This window comes from Acinetobacter sp. YZS-X1-1, from assembly GCF_000804305.1.
Classification (GTDB): domain Bacteria; phylum Pseudomonadota; class Gammaproteobacteria; order Pseudomonadales; family Moraxellaceae; genus Acinetobacter; species Acinetobacter variabilis.
Window position 1 is genome coordinate 213487 of the sequence record NZ_JWHB01000002.1, and the last position, 18856, is coordinate 232342.

The 18856-nt window shown below is 42.8% G+C and carries 17 protein-coding genes and 1 pseudogene; 7 read left to right on the top strand and 11 right to left on the bottom strand.

The genetic code is table 11. The annotated features are described in order from the left end of the window. Window positions 1–64 precede the first annotated feature (64 nt). Window positions 65–1528: a phospholipase D family protein gene (locus RJ01_RS02290; RefSeq protein WP_034169923.1), complete on the top strand. Its 1464-nt coding sequence runs from the start codon at window positions 65–67 to the stop codon at window positions 1526–1528. Window positions 1529–1610: 82 nt separating this feature from the next. On the opposite strand, the gene RJ01_RS02295 is transcribed toward RJ01_RS02290, so the two are convergent. Continuing rightward, window positions 1611–2069 carry a hypothetical protein gene (locus tag RJ01_RS02295; RefSeq protein ID WP_034169924.1) on the bottom strand — a complete coding sequence of 153 codons (459 nt, stop codon included), beginning with the start codon at window positions 2067–2069 and terminating at the stop codon, window positions 1611–1613. 178 nt (window positions 2070–2247) lie between these two features. Here RJ01_RS02295 and RJ01_RS02300 point away from each other — a divergent pair, with 178 nt between their 5' ends. Beyond that, window positions 2248–2688 carry an RcnB family protein gene (locus RJ01_RS02300; protein WP_005232066.1) on the top strand — a complete coding sequence of 147 codons (441 nt, stop codon included), beginning with the start codon at window positions 2248–2250 and terminating at the stop codon, window positions 2686–2688. 91 nt (window positions 2689–2779) lie between these two features. Here the strand turns inward: RJ01_RS02300 and RJ01_RS02305 are convergent, their stop codons facing one another. After that, on the bottom strand, window positions 2780–3277 hold the full coding sequence (locus RJ01_RS02305) for a phosphate-starvation-inducible protein PsiE (protein WP_005232065.1): 498 nt from the start codon (window positions 3275–3277) through the stop codon (window positions 2780–2782). Window positions 3278–3449: 172 nt separating this feature from the next. Between RJ01_RS02305 and RJ01_RS02310 the strand changes: the two genes are divergently transcribed. Further along, window positions 3450–3656, top strand: coding sequence for a hypothetical protein (locus tag RJ01_RS02310; protein ID WP_004782155.1), 207 nt, complete (start codon window positions 3450–3452; stop codon window positions 3654–3656). A 52-nt stretch (window positions 3657–3708) separates the two neighbouring features. Here RJ01_RS02310 and RJ01_RS02315 read toward each other — a convergent pair whose 3' ends face one another. The 3 genes from RJ01_RS02315 to RJ01_RS02325 form a co-directional block, all read right to left on the bottom strand. Continuing rightward, entirely contained in the window at window positions 3709–5490 is a 1782-nt protein-coding gene (locus tag RJ01_RS02315; RefSeq protein WP_034169925.1) for an acyl-CoA dehydrogenase C-terminal domain-containing protein, read from the bottom strand. 169 nt (window positions 5491–5659) lie between these two features. Next, the gene (locus tag RJ01_RS02320) at window positions 5660–7462 is read right to left on the bottom strand and encodes an acyl-CoA dehydrogenase C-terminal domain-containing protein (protein ID WP_034169926.1); all 1803 of its coding nucleotides are present in this window, start codon (window positions 7460–7462) and stop codon (window positions 5660–5662) included. A gap of 309 nt (window positions 7463–7771) precedes the next feature. Then, a complete protein-coding gene (locus tag RJ01_RS02325; protein ID WP_034169927.1) occupies window positions 7772–8401 on the bottom strand; it encodes a hypothetical protein in 630 nt (209 codons plus the stop codon). A 137-nt stretch (window positions 8402–8538) separates the two neighbouring features. Between RJ01_RS02325 and baeS the strand changes: the two genes are divergently transcribed. The 4 genes from baeS to RJ01_RS02345 all read left to right on the top strand — a co-directional run bounded on the left by baeS (window position 8539) and on the right by RJ01_RS02345 (window position 13082). Further along, window positions 8539–10203: a sensor histidine kinase efflux regulator BaeS gene (gene baeS / locus RJ01_RS02330; RefSeq protein WP_034169928.1), complete on the top strand. Its 1665-nt coding sequence runs from the start codon at window positions 8539–8541 to the stop codon at window positions 10201–10203. 14 nt (window positions 10204–10217) lie between these two features. After that, window positions 10218–10904 (top strand): response regulator, encoded by a 687-nt coding sequence (locus RJ01_RS02335; protein ID WP_034169929.1) that lies wholly within the window; start codon window positions 10218–10220, stop codon window positions 10902–10904. Between the two features lie 92 nt (window positions 10905–10996). Further along, window positions 10997–11503, top strand: coding sequence for a GNAT family N-acetyltransferase (locus RJ01_RS02340; protein ID WP_034169930.1), 507 nt, complete (start codon window positions 10997–10999; stop codon window positions 11501–11503). A gap of 223 nt (window positions 11504–11726) precedes the next feature. After that, window positions 11727–13082 (top strand): amino acid permease, encoded by a 1356-nt coding sequence (locus RJ01_RS02345; protein ID WP_034169931.1) that lies wholly within the window; start codon window positions 11727–11729, stop codon window positions 13080–13082. Window positions 13083–13175: 93 nt separating this feature from the next. Here the strand turns inward: RJ01_RS02345 and RJ01_RS15585 are convergent. The 6 genes and pseudogenes from RJ01_RS15585 to RJ01_RS02375 form a co-directional block, all read right to left on the bottom strand. Then, window positions 13176–13562: pseudogene (locus RJ01_RS15585) on the bottom strand (GNAT family N-acetyltransferase); the annotation flags it as partial. A 183-nt stretch (window positions 13563–13745) separates the two neighbouring features. Next, window positions 13746–14120 (bottom strand): MmcQ/YjbR family DNA-binding protein, encoded by a 375-nt coding sequence (locus RJ01_RS02355; protein ID WP_034169932.1) that lies wholly within the window; start codon window positions 14118–14120, stop codon window positions 13746–13748. A 76-nt stretch (window positions 14121–14196) separates the two neighbouring features. Continuing rightward, window positions 14197–15642, bottom strand: coding sequence for a YdiU family protein (locus RJ01_RS02360; protein WP_034169933.1), 1446 nt, complete (start codon window positions 15640–15642; stop codon window positions 14197–14199). Window positions 15643–15784: 142 nt separating this feature from the next. Then, window positions 15785–16948, bottom strand: a complete 1164-nt coding sequence (locus tag RJ01_RS02365; RefSeq protein WP_034169934.1) for an acyl-CoA desaturase — start codon at window positions 16946–16948, stop codon at window positions 15785–15787. A 424-nt stretch (window positions 16949–17372) separates the two neighbouring features. Beyond that, a complete protein-coding gene (locus tag RJ01_RS02370) occupies window positions 17373–18086 on the bottom strand; it encodes a glycerophosphodiester phosphodiesterase (RefSeq protein WP_034169935.1) in 714 nt (237 codons plus the stop codon). 145 nt (window positions 18087–18231) lie between these two features. Continuing rightward, entirely contained in the window at window positions 18232–18816 is a 585-nt protein-coding gene (locus RJ01_RS02375; RefSeq protein WP_034169936.1) for a cob(I)yrinic acid a,c-diamide adenosyltransferase, read from the bottom strand. Window positions 18817–18856 lie beyond the last annotated feature (40 nt).

Below are 18856 nucleotides of genomic sequence, written 5' to 3' on the forward strand. Positions count from 1 at the left end.
GAAATAGACTTGAAAAATCATCAGATTAAACCTAGCCTGAGCATATTGGGTTAGGTTTTTTCTTATGCGTATCTTTCAACGAATTCACAATAAACTGAACTGGTCAAACCGCCGTTATGCGGCCTTGATCATTAGTGTGCTGATGGCCAGTTATCTGGCTTCAGCAATTTATCATACTTATAAACCGTTACCTGAAGGGCTGAATTACACAGGTAAGCTGCGCCATGCACAGGTGAAATTTCTGGTCGATCAGACTTATCTGGATGCACAGGGCAAGCAACAACTGGATCATCAGATTTTTAATGAAATGCTGAAGATGGTTGAGGAAGCAAAATCCCTGATCGTGCTGGATATGTTCCTGTTTAATCAGCAAACCGGTGCCTCTAAACAGGAACATCAGGCACTCAGCAAACAGCTCACAGAGGCCTTACTTAACAAGCGATTAATGCAGCCTGAAGTCGAAATTAAATTTATTACCGATCCGATTAATTCTGTCTACGGTGGAATTACAGCACAGCATTATCGTGAACTGCGTCAGGCGGGAGTAGATGTAATCGAAACCAATCTGACACCGCTGCGTGCTTCTAATCCAAGCTGGTCAGGTTTCTGGTATCTGTGCTGTCAGGGGATTGGCAATAATCCGGAAAAAGGCTGGTTGCCGAATCCATTTGGTCCAGAAAAAGTGACCTTACGCAGTTATTTCGACTTGTTTAATTTCAAGGCCAATCATCGTAAAACACTGGTCGTGGATACAGATCAGGGCTGGAAAGCACTGGTTACCTCAATGAACCCACATGATGGCAGTTCACGGCACTCCAATATTGGTCTACTGGTCTGGGGCAGAACAGCGATTGATATTCTTGCGACAGAACAGGCGGTCGGGATCATGTCTCAAGCCAATATGCCGGCTGTGATTGCAGGTGAGTTTGAAGCGGAAAAAACCCAGCCTCAAGTTCAGGTGTTGACTGAAAAAGCCATTTATGAGGGAGTTCTAAAGCTGCTTGAAACGGCGAAAGCAGATGAGCAGATTGATCTGGCCATGTTCTATCTGTCAGAACGTAAGATTGTGAAAGGGTTGATTGCAGCGCATGAGCGCGGTGTAAAACTTCGGGTTTTACTTGATCCAAATAAAGATGCATTTGGTCGTGAAAAAAATGGCATTCCTAACCGGCAGGTAGCTTCAGAACTGCATAAAGCTGGTATTCCGGTACGCTGGTGTAATACTCAAGGCGAGCAATGTCACAACAAAATTCTGATGAAATCCGGTGCCCAGCAAGCTGAAATGATTTTAGGTTCTGCCAATTTCACGGCACGTAACCTGAAAAATTATAATCTGGAAACCAATCTGCGTGTGGTGGGTCAGCCTCAGGCGGAAGTCTTTAGCGATGCGCAGCAGTATTTCAATACGGCCTGGTCTAATTTGAATGGCCGTTCCATGAGCGTGGACTATGCTCAATATGCTGAAGAGTCATTCTGGAAATACTGGCTCTATCGTTTTATGGAATGGAGTGGCTGGTCGACGTTTTGATTTTAAATCCCTCCTAACCTCCCTTTAAAAAAGAGAGGAAAGTCCCTCTTTATCAAAGAGGGATTTAGGGAGATTTCTAGTATTAGCTTTTTGATTCCGGATTCGGCGGAACCAGTTGATCCAGTTCTTTATCTGTCAGCTCATTCAGTTCAGAAATATCCGTCTTGATTTTCCATTGTGCTTCATCATCCACCGGATTTGGTAAACGTGCTTCTAACCAGTCACATACCACATCTGGTGGGAAGTCAGCATGATTGCACTGGATCACCCAAGACAGGAAATCTTTGGCTACACCATTCATATACGGCGGTGGAGAAACTGGAAGAAACTGAGTCGGCAGGCGCTCATTCTTAGAAATATAGTTCAGGACATGACCCAGTTCCTGCACAGTTTGCCATGCTAAAGGATGATCAACGTTGATCTGAAATTTAAACCACCAGGCCTGTTTCCCATCCGAGCCATAGCTATCAATCAGTCCTTTTTGAACACTGGGTACCTTGCAAAAATATTCATATAAACGATCGAAATTTAAATCAGACACAGTATGCAACTCAAAGCATTAAAAAAGTGATATTAGCATACGCACTTCAGCGCTCATCACGCAAGCCTATTAAAGTCATGGAATCAATTACAAAACTATGCAGCAGCAGGAGATTTATCCATATTTTCTGCATGGGTTTTGGTTAAAATATAGGCAGAAATCTTTGGAGGACGCACTTATGAAAAAATTAGCTTCAGGTGCATTGCTGGCTTCATTTCTGTTCGGTATTGCAGTGCCCGCTTGGGCGGATAATGCCTGGGTAGGCTATACCGGTGTTGATCGTTCTAAACCCCAGCATCGTCCTCCATCGCGTCCTCATTATGCACCACAACCGCCTCATTCGCAGCGGCCTTATTATCCGCAACGTCCATCCCATGGCGGATATTATCCTCCTGCCCAAAGCCAAAGCGGGTTCAATATCCAGTATCAGGCACCGACCACGATTTACCAGAATTCCAATAGCTATAGCTGGGTGAATGGTGATCCAAATGTGGCTCGCATTGAAAGTTCGCGATATACAGTGATTAGTGACTGGCAGCGTTTGGGATTACCGGCCCCACCACGCGGAAGTTACTGGATTTATGAAAATGGACGTTATGTGTTGATGAATAATCGTTAAAAGAAACTCCCTCTCTTGTTAGGAGAGGTGATTAATTACCCTCTTGCGAAGCAGTGCTTCTCACCTTTTGCAAAGGGGGACTTTTCTATGACTATGCCAACTCATCATCCTCAGGTCGTGGAGTTTTACCTTCTGGCAATGGCTTTTCGCTATGCTTGTCGCGAATGACGGATGGATAGGTCCAGGATGCATAACGAACCACTAGGATGGCAAAAGCCAGAATCAGAATCGAACCGGTAATAATGACCTGATCCATGCTGGCTTTGTGCGTATGTTGAATATCGGAAATCAGTAAACGGGTCAGGGCAGTAATTGCAATATAAATCAGGAACCGAACCGGCATATGATTGGTCTTGAAATAGATGCCGACCATGGCACCAAGTTCCAGATAGATAAACAGCAAAAGAATATCGTCAATGGTGGCAAACTGTTTGACGGTTAAAATGTCAAATACGGTATGACCTGCGGACCAGATCACCATACAGCCAATAATGAACAGCGCAAGATAATGGAAACTTTCAACAGCAAGGTTGCCAAAACGGTCGAGGAGAGTTTCTATTCTTTTTACTTTAGATTCAGATTTACTCATGTTCTCCTCCTGATTTTTCATGTGAAATAATATATGAACAGGAAAGAACTAGCAAAGATCATGCACAAAAAGAGAAAAATAAAATACAAGTGAAATTATTTGAACTTTTGCACTTTTTTGTACTAACTTGTTATATTGTATGAGAACTACATTGAATAAATAGGAGAAAAAAATGTTGGACAAAATTCAAACAAAAATTAGTCAATTAGAAGCAGGAAAAAAATTAATCTTGGGCGCGGGGATCAAGGCTGAAGAGATGCAGAAGGTACTTGAACTGTGTGAATCTCTAGAGTCGCAAGGGGGAATTAAAATAGTAAATAAGCATTTCAATCCTAAAATAACGACGCAACCAGATACGATCTTGATTGAAAAAGTATAGTGTATAAAAAGCCCTGCAGATGCAGGGCTTTTTATATGGATTCACGTCAAGATTAAGCTTGAGTCGTGAAGTAATCTTCAGAGAAATTCATCACTACTTCGCAACCAGCTTTCACTTTAGTGATACGCAGTGCTAGTTCAGGCAAGATGCGTTGCGTGAAGTAACGCGCCAGTGCCAGTTTGTTTTGGTAGAAATCGCCATCTTTGTCTTTGGCTGCATTGGCAATGCGCGCAAACATATAAGAGAAGCTCAATAGGCCTACTGCATGTAGATAGTCGACTGCTGCAGCATTCGGGAATTCTGCATTTTCGCCAGCAGCTTCAAGTACAAACTGAGTCAATGATTCGACTTCAGTAGCTGCATCTAAAGTTGCATCTTTAATGAAGTTCAGGTCTGCATCCAACTGGTTCGCAAAGTCGCGAATTTCTTCGATGTATTCGCCGATGTACGCACCGCCACATTTAATGGTTTTACGGCCGATTAAATCTTGAGACTGAACGCCGTTGGTTCCTTCGTAGATCTGTGAGATACGCAGGTCACGGATACATTGTTCCATACCCCATTCACGGATATAACCATGTCCACCAAAGACCATTTGTGCATCTAGGGTTGCCTGGAATGCAGTATCCGTCAGGTAAGCTTTTGCAATTGGTGTCAACAGCGCAACACGGTCATTGGCTTTTTTCACGGCTTCAGGATCAGTCGAGAACTTGGTGATATCCAGTTGCTGACCGACATACACCGCAAAAGCACGAGATGCTTCGTTATTCGCACGAACATTCAACAACATACGACGTACATCACCATGTACTAAAATGCTGTCTGCCGGTTTAGCCGGTGATTGAGCACCAACTGCACTACGACCCTGTAAACGATCTGTCGCGTATTGTGCAGCATTTTGATAAGCAAATTCTGAGGCGCCTAGACCCTGGATGCCCATAGACAGGCGTTCGTAGTTCATCATCACGAACATGGCTGCCAGACCTTCGTTTTCTTTACCAACTAGATAACCTTTGGCACCGTCAAAGTTCATTACGCAAGTTGCAGATGCCTTGATCCCCATTTTGTGTTCGATTGAACCTGGACCTACCGGGTTACGTTCGCCAATTGAACCATCTTCATTGACCAGGAACTTCGGTACGATGAACAGGGAAATACCACGAGAGCCGGCAGGCGCATCAGGTGTTTTTGCCAGTACCAAGTGAATGATATTTTCAGCAAGATCGTGATCACCACCAGTGATAAAGATTTTGGTACCGGTAATGCTATAGGTACCATCTTCATTACGTTCAGCTTTGGTTTTGATAATACCCAGATCAGTACCGGCATGTGGCTCAGTTAAGCACATGGTGCCTGACCATTCGCCAGAGTAAATTTTAGGAAGATAGGTTTCTTTTTGCTCTTGAGATGCATAGCTGTTTAAAGCCATACCTGCACCCACAGAAAGAAGCGGGTAGAGCATGAAAGATGGGTTGGTTGCAAACAGCATTTCATCAGAAAGTACGGTGAGCATTTTCGGCATTTCCTGGCCGCCCCATTCTGCATCGGCACCCAGACCGATCCAGCCGCCTTCAGCATGTTGTTTGAATGCTTCTTTAAAGCCAGCAGGTGTGGTGACATTGCCATTTTCATATTTTGCGCCTTCTTCATCGCCGGTACGGTTCAGAGGAAGCATGACGTTTTGCGCAAACTTTGCCATTTCTTCAAGAATGGCTTCTGCTGTGGCAGTATCCAAGTGGGCAAGATTTTCATTCGCCTGCCAGAACTGTTCTGCATTGAAAACATCATTCAGGATGAATTTCATGTCAGCAAGTGGCGCGTTATAAATTGGCATAGTATGTCACCTGTTTTATTGTTTAATTGGATTGTTTTGGCTCAGTCTAAAGCATTAAAAATCTGAATGTTAGACGACTAAAGGTTAATTCTGTAACTCTTTATAAAGAAAAAGGACTGCCTGAAAATGACCGTCCTTTTTCTTATTATGCATTTAAAACTGCATCAGCTTAGAATGCGAAATGTTCAGCATCTAAAGACATAAGCGGTTCTACACCAGTTGCAATCACGTCAACGTGTGAACGAACACGTGGCAGGATTTTCTTGAAGTAGAAACGAGCAGTCGTCAATTTAGCATTGTAGAAGTCAGCATCAGTGGTACCTGCAGCAAGAGTCTCTTGAGCAACCAGTGCCATACGAGCCCACAGGTAAGCCAGTGTTACATAACCAGAGAAGTACAGGTAATCTACTGCAGCTGCACCCACTTCTTCAGGATTTTGCATCGCACGCATACCAATCTGCATGGTCAGGTCGCCCCATTCTTTGTTCAATGCCGCAAGCGGTTCAACAAATTCTTTCATTGCAGAATTGTCTTTGTTCGCTTCTGCAAATTTGTGGATGATCTTGGTGAAGTCTTTCAACATTGCACCTTGAGTACCCAGTACTTTACGACCTAACAGGTCAAGTGCTTGAATTTCAGTGGTACCTTCGTACAGGCAGGCAATACGTGTATCACGTACGATTTGTTCCATGCCATGCTCAGAGATAAAGCCGTGACCACCGAAGACTTGAACACCATGTTTCGCAGCTTCTGAACCGGTTTCAGTCAGGAATGCTTTCGCGATTGGAGTTAATAGTGACAGGATATTGTCAGCGAACTTGCGTTCTTCTTCAGAAGTACCTTGTTCAACCACATCAGCATATTGAGCCAACAGGTAAACCAGTGCACGACCACCTTCAGCAAATGCTTTTTGAGTTAAAAGCATGTTACGTACAGCTGGGTGAACGATAATTGGATCTGCTTCTTTTTCAGGTGCCTTAGGACCAGAAAGAGAGCGCATTGCCAGACGGTCTTTGGCATAAGTTAAAGCGCCTTGGAACGCTGCCTCAGATGCAGACAGACCTTGTACAGCAGTACCGATACGTGCAGTGTTCATGAACGTGAACATGCAGTTCAGACCACGGTTTTCAGGACCGATCAGGAAGCCTTTTGCGTTATCGAAGTTGATGACACAAGTTGCGTTACCATGGATCCCCATTTTGTGTTCGATTGAACCACAACGTACGCCATTACGCTCGCCGATTGAACCGTCAGCATTCAGGTTGAATTTTGGTACGATGAACAGAGAAATACCTTTAGTACCTTTAGGCGCGCCAGGCAGACGAGCAAGTACGATGTGGATGATGTTCTCTGCCATGTCATGTTCACCAGCAGAGATAAAGATTTTCTCGCCAGAGATTGCATAGCTACCATCAGCTTGTGGCTCAGCTTTAGTACGGATGATGCCGAGGTCAGAACCTGCATGAGATTCAGTCAGACACATGGTACCTGTCCATTCACCTGAAACCAGTTTAGGCAGATAAGCGTCTTTTTGTTCTTGAGAACCGTGGTGTTCTAAAGTACGAACTGCACCATGAGACAGACCAGGGTACATACCCCAAGCCCAGTTCGCAGTACCCACCATTTCAGAAATAGTGATACCTAAAGAATTTGGTAAGCCTTGACCGCCGTATTGCTCTTCCGCAGAAAGAGAAGGGAAGCCTAGCTCGATGTATTTCTGGTACGCTTCTTTAAAGCCAGTCGGTGTTGTTACAACGCCGTCATTCCAGGTACAGCCTTCACGGTCGCCCACTTGATTTAGAGGAGATAATTCATTTTCACAGAAGTCAGCTGCAGCTTCTAGATACTGATCAACCAACTCACGGCTTACGTTTTCTTGAAACGCAGGAAGTTTTGCGTAATGTTCTTCAGCATTTAATAATTCGTGTAGAACGAATTGCATGTCACGTAAGGGCGCTTTGTATTGTGGCATATCGGTTTCCTCAATACTGGTTTAGACCAGCGTTATCATCCTAAATTAATTGAAACGTGCCTTCAGTGACACGTATTGCTATGAATCTAATCGTGCAACATCTTGCCCGGCCATACAAGCTTTCAGGCGGCTTTCTTGGTGACTATAAAGTCAAAGATTAATCTGCACAGAACAGTAAACATATTGACTGCAAAGACTTTTGTAGGAATTAGCAGAACATGAATGGTCAAAAGAGGACTGAGGAGTCAGATATAAAAAAAGGCACCCGAAGGTGCCTGAATTTGAAGGAATAAGAAACGTAGAAGAAGATCAAGATGCAGCTTTATTCATCTTGATGGGTGCATTCGGCTGGAAGTGCACGATACATTGACCATCAATGGTTTGAGTACCCGCTTTCACTTGAACTGTCTTGCCATGGGTTTGACCTTTACAAGCGTTGGCAAACGCAGTTTGTAGAGCCTGACGTTCTGATAAACGCTGATCATACTGTTTAACCATTTCTGCACGTTGACTATCCGTTAATGCTTCTCCACGGTTCATACCACCTCGGAATTCGCCACGCATTGGACGGTGTTCACCGCGCATGCCACGGAATTCACCACGTTGACCTTTCATGCCTTTATGGTCAGGTTTGAAAGAAATCTTGCATTGACCATCAATGGTTCTATCGCCAGCCTTGATTTGAACTGCACTGCCTACAGCTTTGCCGTCACAGGCCTGTTGAATCTGTTTATGCAATTGCATGCGTTCTGCACGAGCGGCTTTGAACTGTTCGCGTTGCTCTGGAGTGAGACGATGCTGTTTTTGACCTTCATGATGTTTCATCATGCGAGAATGATCTTTCTGCTCATTCACGTTGCTCGTAGATTGACAGGCAGTCAATGCACCCATCGATAAAACACTGGCACTGATTAAGGCGATTTTTGTCATTGCTTTCATGTTTTTACCCCATTCAAGAGCTGATTCTTTTTGATGAGTAAAGATTAAATAATAAAGATGAAGAAACAATGAAGAGTTTTTTAAGTCTGTGTTCGCTACAATAATGAATATAGAGAAGAAAAACTGAGATTTTTACTTTGAAGGTTCGCCGTATTCCGATTGCATTACGTCTGTTTTTGACTGTTTTATTGACTACCCTGGTAATTACCACGGTGAGTCTGGGCGTATTGCATCTGAATATGCAGCGCAACTTTACCCGCTATGTGGCGGATGTAGAAATGCAGAAGCTGGATCATGTGATCGAGAATCTGGCTGATGTCTATACGGTATATGAAGACTGGGGTAACGCCATTCAGGCGCAGATTCTGCAAATTGAAGGTGAAGCTGCACCGGATGATTATGACCGTTTATCGCGCTGGTGGTTGCGCCGTCAATATGATATTGCCTTGCAGCAGCGTTATTTTCAGGAGCAGACCTTAGCCACTGTAGCCCCTTCAAGTATGGTCGAGCCAAATCTGACACCTCGTTCAGTCAATGAAGAAGAATTGCGTATTCTGGCGTCTAACTTGCCATCACAATTCCAGCCTTTTGAAGGTTTAAGATTTCCACTTAGCTCCAATCAGAACCTGTTTAGAACTGACCGTAAAGACAATAATAGCGGTCAACAGCCAGTTCAGCAACCTACTGGCAAGAAGCAGTTCATCCAGATGCCAGACCGTCTGGGTCTGAGTTCACGCCTGTCACTCTATGACGCCAAACGTCGTTTTGTAGTAGGCGAAGCATCAGATGAGCAGGTTTCCTATCGTCCGATTATGGTTGAAAATCAGGTGGTCGGTTATTTGGGTTTGAAACCGGTTTTAGACCAAGATGATGCTTTAAGTATTAATTTCTTTAGTAATCAGAAACGTTACCTATTTTTAGTTTATGGTTTAAGTATTCTAGCCAGTCTAATTGCTGCATTATTACTGGCAACTTATTTTAAAAAACCGATTCAACGTTTGTTGAACGGAACACGTGAATTGACTCGCGGTAATTATCAGCATCAAGTGAAAGTGAAACGTAATGATGAGCTGGGTGATCTGTCTAATGAGCTAAATCAACTGGCAGTGATTCTGGATCAGCATGAAACTTCACGCCGTCAATGGGTGGCCGATACTTCACATGAGCTGAAAACTCCGCTGGCAGTTTTGCAGGCACAGATTGAAGCGATGCAGGATGGAATCCGTAAACCGACACCAGAGCATTTTGCATCGATGTTGGCACAGGTAACCAGCCTGAAAAAACTGACTCAGGATCTGGCAGCTCTAGCACAAGCGGATGCCCAGCAATTACAGTTCTATTATGCAACCGTTAATCCGTGGGATGTGGTGCAGCAGGAATTAATGAACTTTCAGCCTAAATTTGAACAGGCTGACCTGAAAGTGACTGTTGAAGGTGACGGTGCTGAAGTTGATCTGGATCTGGACCGTTTCAAGCAGATCGTAGCCAACCTGCTCAGCAACAGTATTCGTTATACAGAAGCCGGTGGCCAGGTACATATTCATACCGAACAGAATGAGAAAGAATGGACCTTATATGTCGATGACAGTCCATTCGGTCTGACTGATGAGCAGTTGACTCGCATTGGTGAACGTTTCTATCGTGTCGATGATTCGCGTACTCGTGCCACCGGTGGGACAGGCTTAGGTCTGGCCTTATCTTGTAAAATTACTCAGGCTATGGGTGGTAGCTTAAGCTTTGCACATTCACCATTAGGTGGTTTACGATGCAAACTAAGTTTTCCTAAACAATTGAAAACATAAAGGAAAATATATTTATGAAACATATCATGCTGGTTGAAGACGAAGTCGAACTTGCCCTGTTGGTGCGAGATTATCTAGAGGCTGCTGGTTTTGAAGTCAGCATGTTTCATGATGGGCAAGAAGCATATAATAGTTTTACCCAGCGTAAACCGAGCCTGATGATCTTGGACTTGATGGTGCCGCGTATGGATGGTCTGACCATTTGCCGTAAAGTGCGTGAACAGTCAGACTTGCCGATCATTATGGTGACTGCGCGTACCGAAGAAATTGACCGTGTACTGGGCCTGAATATGGGCGCGGATGACTATATCTGTAAGCCATTTAGTCCAAAAGAACTGGTTGCCCGTGTACAGGCCGTATTACGCCGTTTAGACCGTAAAGCTGAGCCGGAAAGCAATGATTTATTCCGTATGGATAAATCACAACAGCGTATCTGGTATCAGCAAAAAGCCTTGAACTTGACCCCGACTGAATTCCGTTTGCTGGAGCTGTTCCTGGAGCATGTCGGCCAAGTGTATTCACGAGCACAATTACTAGATCATATCAATCCGGACAGTTTTGACGTGGCAGACCGTGTGATTGATAGTCATATCAAAAACCTGCGTCGTAAAATTTCAGATGCGGCAGAAACCGGAAACCGTCATGAATGGATTCAAGCTGTTTACGGTGTAGGTTATCGTTTTGAATATCCTGAAGACTGATATTCGAATTAATTAGAGAAAAGCGGATAGACTTCTTGGTTTGTTCGCTTTTTTTTGTTTCTGAAAATGATCAATATAAGAGAGCCAAAATAATGAAAATCATCATTCGGGATGAACAGCTAGAAGATATTCCAGCCATTGCTGAATTGACCCGAGCGGCTTTTCAAAATGCTGACCATTCAAGTCATACTGAACAATTTATTGTCAATGCTTTACGTAAGCATGGGCAGTTAACGATTTCTCTAGTTGCACTTGAAAATAATCAGCTGGTAGGCCATGTGGCTATTTCACCTGTTAGTATCTCTTCAGGTGAAACTGGCTGGTACGGTCTTGGCCCAATTTCGGTATTACCTGCAAAGCAAGGACAGGGAATTGGAGCTCTACTTATGCAGGCAGTTTTAGATCGCTTGCAAAATTTGGGTGCTGAAGGATGTGTAGTGCTCGGTGATCCTCAATATTATGGTCGTTTCGGGTTTAAGGCTTTTTCAGAACTTTACCTCAAGGATGTTCCACCAGAATATTTTCAAGTCATTGCATTTAATGGATCTATTCCACATGGAGAAGTGGTCTACCATGAGGCGTTTAATGCAACGCAATAATTCATCAAAAAAGAGCCATTTCTATTTATGAAGGTATGGAGTTTTAAAATATAAAATAGCTTTTAACTAGCATCTATTATGAAATCGATTATTTATATTTCTTTTCATCTTAGTAGATACGAAAAAATAAAAGTTTAATAATTAATAACTTAAATTTATGTATTGGTTGATTAGTTGGATACCCGCTACAATTTCGGTTTTTTATTCATCATGAGAGCGTGTCTTGGAGAGTGAAACACCGCAACTACAGCGTCGTTTGAAGAATCGTCATATCCAGCTGATCGCTATGGGCGGGGCCATTGGAACCGGATTATTCTTGGGGTCCGCACAGATTATTCAGTCCGCAGGACCTTCCATTATTCTGGGCTATTTGATTGGCGGTTTGATTGCATTCCTGATTATGCGCCAGTTAGGCGAGATGATTGTGCATGAGCCTGTGACTGGTTCATTCAGTTATTTTGCATTTAAATACTGGGGTAAATTTCCAGGCTTTTTAACCGGCTGGAATTACTGGATTTTATATATTCTGGTCGCAATGACAGAGCTGACCGCCATTGGTAAATATATCAATTACTGGTGGCCACATATTCCAGCCTGGGTATCTGTACTCATTTTCTTTTTGGCGGTAACCCTTGCCAATCTGGCCAATGTCAAAATTTATGGTGAGTCTGAATTCTGGCTATCGATGATTAAAGTCTTTGCTATCATTGCAATGATTATCTTTGGCATATATTTACTCCTCACTGCCGATGCAACTTCAACCGCTTCGATCAGCAATTTATGGATTCATGGTGGATTTTTTCCGAATGGCTTTGATGGGCTGTTTTATATGCTCGCCTTTATGATGTTTGCTTTTGGCGGCATTGAGCTGATTAGTATGGCAGCGGCAGAAACCGAAAATCCTGACAAGAACATTCCACGTGCCGTGAATCAAACTGTGATTCGGGTATTTTTATTTTATATTTGCTCGCTTGCCGTATTACTTTCACTCGTACCATGGAATCAGCTGAATTTAGGCGATTTAGATCATAGTCCATTTGTAATGATTTTCAGCCAGATGGGGATTGAATGGGCTGCACATTTACTGAATTTTATTATTTTAACTGCCTCACTTTCAGTCTGTAATAGTGGCATGTATGCCAATAGCCGTATGTTGATGGGGCTGGCTCAACAAGGGAATGCACCACGATTATTTAAGAGCGTAAATAAACATGGTGTGCCTGTGGCTGCGGTATTGTTCTCAGCATTTTTGATCTTTGGCTGTGTGATCCTGAATTACTTTGTGCCTGAAAAAGCTTTGAGTTACCTGATTTATATTGTAGTAGCAGCTGCGGTATTGAACTGGATGATGATCAGTTTGATTCATTTGAAATTTAGACAAACCATCAAACGAAAGGGGATTCAAACCAGATTCCCAGCGATCTTTGCGCCGTTTAGTAACTATTTTGTTTTAGCTTTTATGCTGATGATTTTATACATCATGTGGACGCAAGGCTTTATGTTGTCAGTGTTGATGTTGCCGGTGTGGATTGCGGTGTTGTTTGGCGTGTTTAAGTTTCTGAATAAAAGGAATGCTTAAGCTTAAAATCTCCAATCAGAAGAAGCCCGACCAGAAGTGATTGGGCTTTTTTCATATTGTCGCAATATCTAAAGCTTTTAGATGAGTTAAGGTTTATTTTGATCTTAGTGGCAGAATATACTGAATACAGTCTTTAAGGTCATTTCCCAATAAAGGTAAGATGGTCCAAGCATGAAGCAGTGGCTGTTTATGAAAACCTGTTTTTTCTAATACTTGTCTTGACGCTAAATGTTCAGTAGCGCAAAAGGTTTCAATTTTCGTCAGTTTTTGGCTTTGTTTTAGAAATTGGATTACCGAAGTCATCGCTTCACACATAAAACTTTGTCCCTGATAAGGAGTTCCAAGCCCGAAGTGAATTTCTCCGATGTCATGCCTTTGTATAAAGATCAAAATACCTATGGGTTGCTGAGTTAAATGATCGGTAATAATCCACATAAACTCAGGGTCTGAGTTTTCCCACTTTTGCCTTGCCCAGTTTTCTAAAGTTTGTCGAGTTTAAATTTCGTTCTGATGTGGATGTCTTTGCAAATATTTTGAAGCTGCTAGATCGCTGAAATAGTTATGAAATAAATTGATTTCATCACCACAGTGGTAGGAGCGGAGAATTAAACGCTTTGTCCTTAATGTTATTGGTTTGATCTTAGTGATCGGTGGTATCTGCACTTATTTTTCTAATGTTCGTAATAATTTAATTCGTACTTTTTCTACTTTCTTTAATTTCGATATTACTAATTCATAAGAATTCTGTACTAGGTCCTCAACCAGAGATTCATCCAGTTGATTATCTTCATACACCGAGATCCAGTGCCGTTTATTCATATGCCAGCCAGCATGGATATAAGAATAAATATCTCTCAGCATAGCACCATGATCAGGCACTACTTTTAAATTAATGACAGCTTTGCCTTGAAGATAGAACTGAAGCATAAAGACTTTATCTAGCACCTTGAATACATCACAACCTTCACCGAAAGACTGAGTCACAGTGACTTCAGGTAAACTTAGCGCTATCTGTGCTGAGATTTGATGTAAGGTCATAAGTTACGAATAAATCAAAATAAAACTGTGGATAATGCTTAAATTATCCCCAGTTTTTGGTCGTCTTGTGAATAAATTAAGATGAACAACTCACCATGACTTCAGGCACATCACTCGGCAATGGCCCTAAATCTTCAGAATTTTCCAGATTTCGCTGTTTTAAATAAGGCTGACTCAATAATTTAAACAGGCGATCGACTTCGGAAAAGTCATCCCGCTCAGCCAGTTCAATTGCTTTCTGTGCCATGTGATTGCGCAGGATATAGTGTGGATTGACGAGCTGCATGGCGGCATCTAATTCTTCAATATCCTGATGGTCACGGATCGCTTCATATTGAGTCAGGAATGCTTCAAACTGACGGCGATCCAAACACTCATCCTTGATTGCTTCATATTCATGATTCTGCAGGCGAATAAAGTTTTGCGTATAGTCGAGTTGCTCACTTTGCAAGATTCTGAGAAAAGCCATGGCGCAGTCAAAACTGTCTTTGTGAAAACTCGGTAAGCCCATTTTCTGGTTTAGGCCATGCTTATAATGTTCCAGGAAGGTCGGTTCATAATGTTCCAGACATTGGGCCAGATCCTGTTTCCATTGTTCTTCATCATAGTTTTCAGGACATAATGGAATCAGGTTATTCAGCCACATCCACAAGTTCCAGTGGCCGATGCTTGGTTGCTGCTGATAAGTATAACGACCTTGATAATCCGAGTGGTTATTAATCCAGTTGGGACGGAACCGCTCCATAAAGCCATAAGGGCCAAAGTCTAGCGTTGAACCAGTAATATTCAGGTTGTCGGTGTTCATGACACCATGCGCAAATCCAACCAGTTGCCATTTGGCGATCATGACTGCAGTACGCTGAATGACTTGAGTAGCAAATGCCAGAATAGGCTGTTCTGCTTGTAGACATTGCGGGTAATGCCATTCCATACATTTTTGTGTGAATACAGGCAGCAAGTCTGGCTGATACTGATTGATCCATTCAAAATGTCCTAAACGGATATGACAGTCAGACGTACGTAATAGCATTGCACCCGGTTCCAGTTTTTCACGCTGTACGCCTTGAGCGGAAGAGGTAAAGCCAACCGCATTACTAGATTCTACACCTAGCGCATTTAAGGCGTGTCCGGCCAGATATTCCCGAATTACCGAGCGTAAGACTGCACGACCATCTCCCATACGTGAATAAGGCGTTGCACCAGCACCTTTTAAATGCAGGTCAATGGTCTGATGATCTTTATCCAGAATCTGAGCGATTAATAAACCGCGTCCATCACCCAATTGACCTGCCCATTGACCAAACTGATGGCCGGCATACACCATGGCCAAAGGTTCAAATTCGGCAAAGGTTTTTTGACCACTACAGATTTCGACCCATTGTGCTTTATCTTCCTCAGACCATTGCAAATGATCAGCAAGCGCAGCATTAAAATGTCCCGCTTTAGCACCTTTTAAAGGTAGCGGAGGCTGATGATGGTAAAGGCGAGGAGGGAGAGTCTGATATCGAGAATTAAAATACATAGCAGTCAAAATATTTAGGCAATAAAAGCAATATAACAAAGATCTCTGTTTAAAACTGTTGTAAAAGGGAAGTATAGATAAGACAGGCAGAAATAAAAAAAAGCCCCTGATTTCAGGAGCTTTTTTGAGAATTCAAGTCTTATTAAGAGACAGGCGCTTTTTTCAAATTACGCACTAACAGATTCAGTGTTTCACGATGATGAGAAAGACGCTGTTCAACCAGTTGGAATTCAACTTTAAGCTTGTCATCCATCTGGTGAATCTTTTCTGCCACAGCAGCCTTTTTCACCTGAATTTCCTGTTCTTTAAGTTTGGCCCAGTCATTCAATGTCTGAGTAAAGGCTTCATATTCTTGAGCAATCTTACTTTTCACATTGATAATGTCTTCATTGACATTATGACCATATACCGCCAGATCCTGCTCGGCATATTTAAACTTCATTGCCAGTTCAGCTTTTTTAATATTAAAGCTTGGAATACGGCGTAAATTTTTCGCAAGGCACAGTTTAGAACAAGTCCAGATTAACCATTTGGTTGGGTCATATTGCCACCATTTCACGCCATTACGGTAATCGTACTGGAAAATGTGATGATAGTTATGATAACCCTCACCCCAAGTTGCAATCGCTAACCAGAAGTTGTCACGTGCAGTGTTTTCATCCGTATAAGGACGTGAACCCCACATATGGCAGAGTGAGTTGATGAAGAAGGTCACGTGATGGCTCAGGATTAAACGAACCAGACCACCCAATAACAATACACCCCAGACATCGCCTACAGCCCAGCCGATTGGCAACAGGATTGCAGCATGTACTGCAATTACTAGAGGCACATAGTATTTGTGCTGGAACATAACGACTTTGTCGTTTTGCAGGTCTGGTGCATTCTTATAGTTTGGCTCTGCAGCAGGATAGTCACGCAGCATCCAGCCCAGGTGTGCATACCAGAAGCCGTTATTAATTGAATATGGGTCTTTTTCCACGTCATCGACATGACGGTGATGGGTACGGTGACCTGAACCCCAGTACAGAATACTGTTCTGCACCGCAAAGGTACCCATGATCATTAAAATGATTTTTAAAGGTAAAGTTGCTTCATAAGCACGATGTGCCCAAAGACGATGATAGCCCGCTGTAATCCCCAGGCTGCTAACGCCGAGCAAAACAAACATACTGATCCAAGCGGCAAGGCTAAAATCATGGTGATACGCATATAACGGAATCGCGATAACAGCTACAATGGGTAAAACTACCAGAGCAAACACAGCGACCCAGTTAATTGGGGCTTGAGGTAGGGGAGCATTCATCTCCAACAGCACTCCTGGAACCTGGGAAGGTATAACAAAAAGCAGAGGCCGCTATTGTTTATTTTAACAGCGGTTAATTCACTCATATTAGCATGCCCCCTAGGGCATCACTAGCATTATTGTACGGTTGTAATGTACTTATCGGTAACAGAATAAGTAGGAGGGAAACTACCATTTTCGCGGGCTAGACAGGCTCTGATTTCCGAGTAAATCACTGAGGTTTTTGAAGCTTTTAATCAAATTTATTTTCTGAAAATGAGTCAAATGAATGTTCATTTTTTCTACTAGATTGCAGGGAAATAAATTTGTAAACAATCCCGTCATTTAAAGTTAAACAAGATTACAGTCATGGATTTTTCTTTAAATGGTTTTTCAAGGTTTAAAGAAAAATGATCTATGTATAGAATCTTGCATTTTGGGTTATTTAAAGATGTTGCATCATTAACTTCGGATAATCGGTAATGAGACCCTGAATACCCCAGTCGCGTAATTCTCTGGCACGATTAACATCATTTACGGTCCAGACGCTGATGGTGAGTTCGGCAGCTTGTGTGGCTTGAATAATATCTTTGCTAGCCAGTTCATTCATCCAGCCAATCTGACAACAGCCAAGTTCTAAAGCTTGATCAATCGCCTGATATTTCACATCTGTTTCAATTAGAAGGCCGCGTTTTAAACTGGAATTTTGCTGTTGCAAAGCCTGATGAATTTTTGGATCAAAACTGGTAATCACGACTGAATGCTCATAACCCTGTAACTGCTGTTCAAGCTCAAGCGTAATTTTTTCAGCATCTGCCTGGCTCGCTACACTTTTGACTTCAACTTCAATATGATCAAAGTTATGAATCACGGTTAGGGTTTGATCCAGCATGGGAGTGGCTTCGACCTTGTTCCATTCTGACCATTTCACTGCGTGGTTATATTGACTGAGATCCTGACGGCTACATTCGTAGAGGGGTTTTTGCAAACCGGTAGTGCGTACAAAGTTATCATCATGCATGATGATCAGGGCATTATCTTTAAGCTGGCGTACGTCAAATTCGACTGCGCGAATCCCGATATCCTGAATATATTGAAAACCGCCTAGTGTATTTTCAGGCGCTTCCCCACGCGCACCGCGATGTCCGATTATGCGCATGCTGCGATAACCTGAAAAAGTGAAGATGAAAACATAATGATGAAGAGTTGTGACAGGAGTATTGCAATATTCTGCACCTGAAACACTTTGTTGCAAATACCGTTGGCGCAGAATTTTCCGTGCAATTTAATACATTTTAGTGGATTTATTGATCAATGGTCTCGTTGATATTTTTTTGCCATAACACCTCAGAACCGCCTTCAGTACGTTGCAAGCTGCGAGATGCCACAAATAACCAGTCAGACAGTCGGTTCAGTAATTGCAAAGACGGTGCCTGAATATTTTGATCACGGTTGTGTACGGTCATTAAGCTGCGTTCTGCACGACGGCATACGGCACGAGCTTGATGTGCATAACTGCATGCCAATGTACCTGCAGGTAAAATAAATTCTTTGAGCATTGGCAGGCTTTCATTCATACGGTCAATGTCTTGTTCTAGGTACTCAATTGCAAGCGGTTGTACGAGGTGGTAATTGGGGATACAGACTTCACCGCCTAAATCGAATAGCCAGTGCTGGATCAGGCTTAAAGATTTATCCCAAGCGGCTTGATCTTCAATGTTACTTGCTGAAATTTGTGCACGTAATACGCCAATCACGGCATTCAGTTCATCGACATCACCCAGCGCGGTAATACGCAAGTCATCTTTGGCAACGCGTGAGCCATCACCAAGCCCTGTAGTACCCGAATCGCCTGTACGCGTGTAGATTTTACTTAAACGGTGGCCCATATGTGTTCCTTGAATTTTTAATGAAGATAATAAAAAAGGA

Coding starts and splice junctions, on each gene's coding strand:
- RJ01_RS02365 (WP_034169934.1), bottom strand. CDS start 16,948: ATGAATGCTCCCCTACCTCAAGCCCCAATTAACTGGGTCGCTGTGTTT.
- RJ01_RS02335 (WP_034169929.1), top strand. CDS start 10,218: ATGAAACATATCATGCTGGTTGAAGACGAAGTCGAACTTGCCCTGTTG.
- RJ01_RS02300 (WP_005232066.1), top strand. CDS start 2,248: ATGAAAAAATTAGCTTCAGGTGCATTGCTGGCTTCATTTCTGTTCGGT.
- RJ01_RS02375 (WP_034169936.1), bottom strand. CDS start 18,816: ATGGGCCACCGTTTAAGTAAAATCTACACGCGTACAGGCGATTCGGGT.
- RJ01_RS02320 (WP_034169926.1), bottom strand. CDS start 7,462: ATGCCACAATACAAAGCGCCCTTACGTGACATGCAATTCGTTCTACAC.
- RJ01_RS02370 (WP_034169935.1), bottom strand. CDS start 18,086: ATGCGCATAATCGGACATCGCGGTGCGCGTGGGGAAGCGCCTGAAAAT.
- RJ01_RS02315 (WP_034169925.1), bottom strand. CDS start 5,490: ATGCCAATTTATAACGCGCCACTTGCTGACATGAAATTCATCCTGAAT.
- RJ01_RS02290 (WP_034169923.1), top strand. CDS start 65: ATGCGTATCTTTCAACGAATTCACAATAAACTGAACTGGTCAAACCGC.
- RJ01_RS02340 (WP_034169930.1), top strand. CDS start 10,997: ATGAAAATCATCATTCGGGATGAACAGCTAGAAGATATTCCAGCCATT.
- RJ01_RS02305 (WP_005232065.1), bottom strand. CDS start 3,277: ATGAGTAAATCTGAATCTAAAGTAAAAAGAATAGAAACTCTCCTCGAC.
- RJ01_RS02310 (WP_004782155.1), top strand. CDS start 3,450: ATGTTGGACAAAATTCAAACAAAAATTAGTCAATTAGAAGCAGGAAAA.
- RJ01_RS02360 (WP_034169933.1), bottom strand. CDS start 15,642: ATGTATTTTAATTCTCGATATCAGACTCTCCCTCCTCGCCTTTACCAT.
- RJ01_RS02355 (WP_034169932.1), bottom strand. CDS start 14,120: ATGACCTTACATCAAATCTCAGCACAGATAGCGCTAAGTTTACCTGAA.
- RJ01_RS02325 (WP_034169927.1), bottom strand. CDS start 8,401: ATGAAAGCAATGACAAAAATCGCCTTAATCAGTGCCAGTGTTTTATCG.